The 5,419-nt window shown below is 64.2% G+C and carries 7 protein-coding genes; 6 read left to right on the plus strand and 1 reads right to left on the minus strand.

Annotation, left to right across the window (positions count from 1 at the left end):
- From WCB02_RS21545 to WCB02_RS21570, 6 genes are all read left to right on the plus strand, one after another.
- Nucleotides 1-748 (plus strand): RNB domain-containing ribonuclease (locus tag WCB02_RS21545; RefSeq protein ID WP_423961232.1); only part of this gene is annotated, 748 nt, incomplete at its 5' end.
- Entirely contained in the window at nt 736-1,206 is a 471-nt protein-coding gene (locus WCB02_RS21550) for a DUF983 domain-containing protein (RefSeq protein ID WP_423961233.1), read from the plus strand. The genes WCB02_RS21545 and WCB02_RS21550, both read left to right, overlap by 13 nt.
- 43 nt (nt 1,207-1,249) lie before the next feature.
- A complete protein-coding gene (locus WCB02_RS21555) occupies nt 1,250-2,014 on the plus strand; it encodes an NUDIX hydrolase (protein WP_423961235.1) in 765 nt (254 codons plus the stop codon).
- Nucleotides 2,015-2,249: 235 nt separating this feature from the next.
- On the plus strand, nt 2,250-3,575 hold the full coding sequence (locus WCB02_RS21560) for an LLM class flavin-dependent oxidoreductase (RefSeq protein WP_423961237.1): 1,326 nt from the start codon (nt 2,250-2,252) through the stop codon (nt 3,573-3,575).
- A gap of 137 nt (nt 3,576-3,712) precedes the next feature.
- Nucleotides 3,713-3,880, plus strand: coding sequence for a 50S ribosomal protein L33 (gene rpmG, locus WCB02_RS21565; RefSeq protein WP_007603295.1), 168 nt, complete (start codon nt 3,713-3,715; stop codon nt 3,878-3,880).
- A 175-nt stretch (nt 3,881-4,055) separates the two neighbouring features.
- The gene (locus tag WCB02_RS21570; protein WP_423961242.1) at nt 4,056-4,586 is read left to right on the plus strand and encodes a hypothetical protein; all 531 of its coding nucleotides are present in this window, start codon (nt 4,056-4,058) and stop codon (nt 4,584-4,586) included.
- A 187-nt stretch (nt 4,587-4,773) separates the two neighbouring features.
- Here WCB02_RS21570 and WCB02_RS21575 read toward each other — a convergent pair.
- Nucleotides 4,774-5,419, minus strand: a 646-nt coding sequence (locus tag WCB02_RS21575) for a DUF6745 domain-containing protein (RefSeq protein ID WP_423961243.1), incomplete at its 5' end; no start/stop codon positions are given.

The following is a 5,419-nucleotide window of genomic DNA, read 5'->3' on the forward strand; positions in this document are numbered from 1 at the left end:
GGACTACGAAGCTTTGGTCAACGAGGTCGTGCTGCGCTCGCAGGCGCAGGCGGAATATTCCGCCGAGAATTACGGGCATTTCGGCCTCAACCTGCGGCGCTACGCGCATTTCACCTCGCCGATCCGGCGCTACGCCGACCTCGTGGTCCACCGCGCGCTGATCCGCGCGCTCGGTCTTGGCGAAGGCGCACTGCCAGACAGCGAGACACCGGAAGATCTGAGCGAGGTCGCGGCGCAGATTTCGGTGACCGAGCGGCGTGCCATGAAGGCCGAGCGCGAGACCGCCGATCGCCTGATCGCCCATCACCTGGTCGACCGCATCGGCGCCAGCTTTCAGGGCCGGATTTCCGGCGTCACCCGTGCCGGCCTGTTCGTCAAGCTCGACGACACCGGCGCCGACGGGCTGATCCCGATCCGCTCGCTCGGCACCGAATATTTCAACTACGACGAAACCCGCCACGCGCTGGTCGGCTCGCGCAGCGGCGCTGTGCACCGGCTCGGCGACGTCGTCGACGTCCGCCTGGTCGAAGCCGCCCCGATTGCTGGCGCGTTGCGCTTTGAACTCCTATCTGACGGCCAACTCGTTCCGGCCGGCCGGAAGCGCGATCGTGGCGCCACGGCACGTGGTTCAGCCAAGCCCGCGTCCCCCGCGAAAGACCGACCGGGTCGGAGTTCACGCAGCAAGGGCCGCAAGGCGGCCGGCAAGAAGCCCGGCAAATCGAAGGGAAAGAAATCATGGAAGCCATGAGCTCAGCTCCCAAGGTCTGGACCCGGGAAACCGCGCTCGGCGAAACCGGATTCGCCGACAAGCGGGTAGGCGAGAAGCGCGACGTCTGGTCCGCCCTGAAACGCGGTTTTCGCAGCCGCTGCCCGCGCTGCGGCGAGGGCAGACTATTTCGCGCCTATCTGAAAGTCGCCGACCATTGCGCGGCCTGCGGGCTCGATTTCTCGCCGCATCGCGCCGACGATCTGCCGGCCTATCTCGTGATCGTCATCGTCGGGCATATCGTGGTACCAACCGCGCTGGTGATCGAGACCAACTTCTCACCGCCGGTGGCCTTGCAGCTCGCGATCTATCTGCCGCTCACCTTGTTCGCCTCGCTCGCGCTGCTGCAGCCGGTCAAGGGCGCGGTGGTCGGCCTGCAATGGGCGCTGCGCATGCATGGCTTCGATGACAATCCGTCTAGTGACATCCCGCCGGTTTAGCTGACACTGGTGGGTCAAAACCTAGAACGCGACGGGGATGGACATGACCGCAGCCGCGCGAGCCGCGACGGAAGGCAACAAAGAGGAAAAAAAACAGAACACGGAAGCCGATCACCATCCCTATGTTCGGCCGAAGGATGCCGCGACGCTGATCCTGGTCGATCGCAGCGGCCCGATTGCAAAGGTCCTGGTCGGCAGGCGTCACGACAAGGTGGTGTTCATGCCCGGAAAATTCGTGTTTCCGGGTGGCCGGGTCGACAAGTCGGACTATCGCGTGCCGGTGGCAGCTCCGATCCCGCCGGAGCTCGAAGCCAATCTCCTGAAGGGCAGCCCGAAAATCAACGCCGCGCGCGCAAAATCGCTCGCCGTTGCCGCGATCCGCGAGGCCTGCGAGGAGACCGGGCTGTGCCTGGGGCGCAAGAGCGAGGGCGCAGCAACGAAACTCGACGGCGGCTGGATGCCGTTTGCCGAAGCGGGCCTGTTGCCCGATCCCTCCGGGCTGTTCCTGATCGCGCGTGCGATCACCCCGCCCGGACGGATCAAGCGCTTCGACACCCGCTTCTTCACCGCGGACGCCTCCGCGATCACCCATCGCGTCGACGGCGTGATCCATCCCGATGCCGAGCTCGTCGAGCTGGTCTGGGTCGAGCTCGGCTCAAAACCGCTCGCCGATCTGCATCCGATGACCAGGAACGTGCTGGGCGAACTGGAGCGGCGGCTCGCCGCCGGCGAGCTCCGCCACGACGCGCCGGTGCCGTTCTTCCATTTCTACGACGGCAAGATGCAGAGGGACGTGCTGGGTGCGTAGCACCGCCGACTCTCACTGCCGCCATTGCGAGGAGCCCGTGCGAGGAAGAAATCCATACTTTCCGTGGCGCGATGGATTGCTTCGCTCGCAATGACGGCCTTGCAGGCAGGGTGCCGGAATAACGAGCGTTTTGAACACAGGCACAAAAACAAAATATCCTTCTGCGCCGCAGCAGATGACGCCGCCGCTGGGCATTCCTATGTGTTTGGCAACGACAACCGCACGGAACGGGCTCATGGCACCACGTCAACTCAAGCTCGGCGCTTTCATGCGCCCAGTCAGCATTCACACCGGCGCCTGGCGCTATCCGGGGGCGTGGCCGGACGCCAACTTCAACTTCGCGCATCTGAAGGACCTGATCCGCAAGCTGGAGGCCGGCAAGTTCGACGCCTTCTTCATGGCCGATCATCTGGCGGTGTTGAACATGCCGATCAACGCGCTGAAGCGCAGCCACACCGTGACCTCGTTCGAGCCGTTCACGCTGCTGTCGGCGCTGGCGGGCGCAACCGAGAGGATCGGCCTGATCGCAACGGGTTCGACCACCTTCGACGCGCCCTATCACGTCGCCCGCCGCTTTGCGTCGCTCGATCACATCTCAGGCGGCCGCGCGGGCTGGAATATCGTCACCACCTCCAATCCGGACGCGGCGCTGAATTTCGGGCTCGACGATCACATGGAGCATGCCGAGCGCTACAAGCGGGCGCGCGAGTTCTATGACGTGGTCACCGGACTGTGGGACTCCTTTGCCGACGATGCCTTCGTGCGCGACGTCGAGCAAGGGCTCTATTTCGATCCGGCCAAAATGCATGTGCTCGACCACAAGGGGAAGTATCTGAAGGTGCGCGGTCCGCTCAACATCGGCCGCCCCATACAGGGCTGGCCGGTGATCGTGCAGGCCGGTGCCTCGGAGGACGGCAGGCAGCTCGCCGCCGAGACCGCGGAGGCCGTGTTCACCGGCGGTGGCAGCCTCGCCGACGGGCAAAAACTCTATGCCGACATCAAGGGCCGCATGGAGAAGATCGAGCGCGACCCGGAGCACCTGAAGATCCTCCCCGGCGCCTTTGTGGTCGTCGGCGACAGCGCCGACGAAGCCCAGGAGAAGCGCGCCAGGCTCGACAGCATGGTGCATTACGACAGCGCGATCGCCTCGCTCTCGGTCATTCTCGGCACCGACGCCTCCGGCTTCGATCCCGACGGCCAGTTGCCGCCGATCCCCGAGACCAACGCCTCCAAGAGCGGCCGCCAGCGCCTGGTCGATCTCGCTGCCCGCGACAAGCTCACTGTGCGCCAGCTCGCCCAGCGGGTCGGCGGCTATGGCGGGCTGTCCTTTGTCGGCACCGCAACATCGATCGCCGACCAGATGGAGGAATGGCTGACCAGCCGTGGCAGCGACGGCTTCAACATCATGTTCCCGTTCCTGCCCCAGGGCCTTTACGATGTCGTCGACAAGGTGATCCCGGAGCTGCAGAAGCGCGGGATTTTCCGGAAAGACTATGAAGGGGCGACGCTGCGGGACAATCTCGGCCTGCCGCGGCCGAAAAACCGGTTCTTTGAACCTTAAAAAGCCGGATTCGGCGGGTTATTTACCAGCAAAAGTCGACCTGAAACCTTGACTTTGGGACGTCACCGGCTAGGTTGCGCGGCAAATGCGCCCTGCTCCTTGCCGGCGCAACTTCCACTCCATCAGAGGTCCTGAACATGGCCAAAGCGGTCACCATCAAGGTCAAGCTGGTGTCCTCGGCGGACACCGGGTTCTATTACGTCGCCAAAAAGAATTCGCGCACCATGACCGACAAGCTGGTCAAGAAGAAGTACGATCCGGTGGCGCGCAAGCATGTCGAATTCCGCGAAGCCAAGATCAAGTAAGATCGCGGACGATCCTGACTTCGACGGGGCCTTGCGGCCCCGTTTTATTTCGTGCGGAAATATTTTGTGCGGTTGTGCCGCGCAGCCGAAACCACCGCAATGCTCATTGTTTGAGCATGATCTTTTGAGCAAACAGGTGTCCACTTTGTCCTGACGCAGTCGCGGCGTCAGGCACATGATCGCACATCTGGAAGAGGGCAACGCCGGGGGCTACTCCGTCGCCTATGGGCGCGACGACACCTATTTTCCGGTCTACATCACCGCCGCGCTGGCGCTGATTTTCCTCACCGCCGCGTGGATCACCGGCGCGCTCTATTGGCTGCCACTGGCGCTCGCCGCCGCCGCCTTCACCTATTACAACATTCCGCTCTTGGAGACCGGGCGGCCGACCATCGGCGCGAACCAGTATGGCATCTTCATCCAGGCGTTCGGGCTGATCCGCTGGCGTGCGATCGACCGCATCGATGTGATCGAGATCGCCGAGCGCGCGATGACCGTGCACGAGCTGCAGATCGTGCTCAACGCGCCACTGCGCAGCGCGCTGGTGGTCGACTGGCGCAAGCAGCCGCGCTACCGCCTCCTGATGCGGCTGCCCTGGCGCATGAGCCACAACAACATGGTGCGGGTGAACCTCGAACCGTTCGATCAGCCGCCCGACGCCATCCATCGCACCTTCTTGCGGATGTGGCGCTATTATCGGAGCTGAAGTTTGTTGGGTTCGTAGGGCGGGCAAAGCGTAGCGTGCCCACCATTCACGATGGGCCCGCGAAAAGACGGTGGGCACGGCGCAAGAGCGGCTTTGCCCCCCTGCGATTCTTCGCCGAGACAACGCGCACGACGACTGCTCCGCCCACCTCATCTCATCACGCTCGTTCGATCAATGTGTCCGGCCATCATGTCCTGACGACGAGGTTCGCGTATGTGTTCGGCCGCATACCGTAGGTCCAGGCCACCGCTTCGCGCGCGGTGCGCAGGGCGGGTGGGACCTGCAGGAAGAAATGCTTGTGCGTGCCGTCGGGCTCGGGCGTCGCGTTGATCACCTCGACCGCCGCCCAGACATCGGAGTCGGGCCAAACCCTGCGCCAGAGCACGCCGGTCTCATCCTCGGCGACGCGGGTCGCACCGCCCAACGCGACAAAACGCTGCGGCATCATGATCTCGATCATGCAGCGGCGGATCTGGACATTCGAGGCCGCATCGATCGCATCGAGCGTGATCGCGTCGGCGTGCTCGATCAGCCGGCGCGGCACCTCGACCCCTTTCCATGCCCACACCGACCAGCCATCGCGATAGCAGAGCGCCGGTCCGCCGGCATAGTGCAGCCGATCGCCGGGGTCGCCGCGCAACAGATTGGGCCGCTCCGCGAGCCAGCAGGTGTGCTGATGCGGCTGCAGCCAGCCCGCGTTCAGCGCCAGTTGCCAGAGACCGCGGAGCGGCTCGGTCTCGGCCCGCAGGCCGAGCACGTTGCAGAAATATTCGTAAGGGCCGAGCCAAGCCAGCTCATGCGGACCAGCCGAGATGTGACGAAAGCCCTCGCGG

The sequence above is a fragment of the Bradyrhizobium sp. genome, from assembly GCF_049581145.1.
Lineage (GTDB): Bacteria > Pseudomonadota > Alphaproteobacteria > Rhizobiales > Xanthobacteraceae > Bradyrhizobium.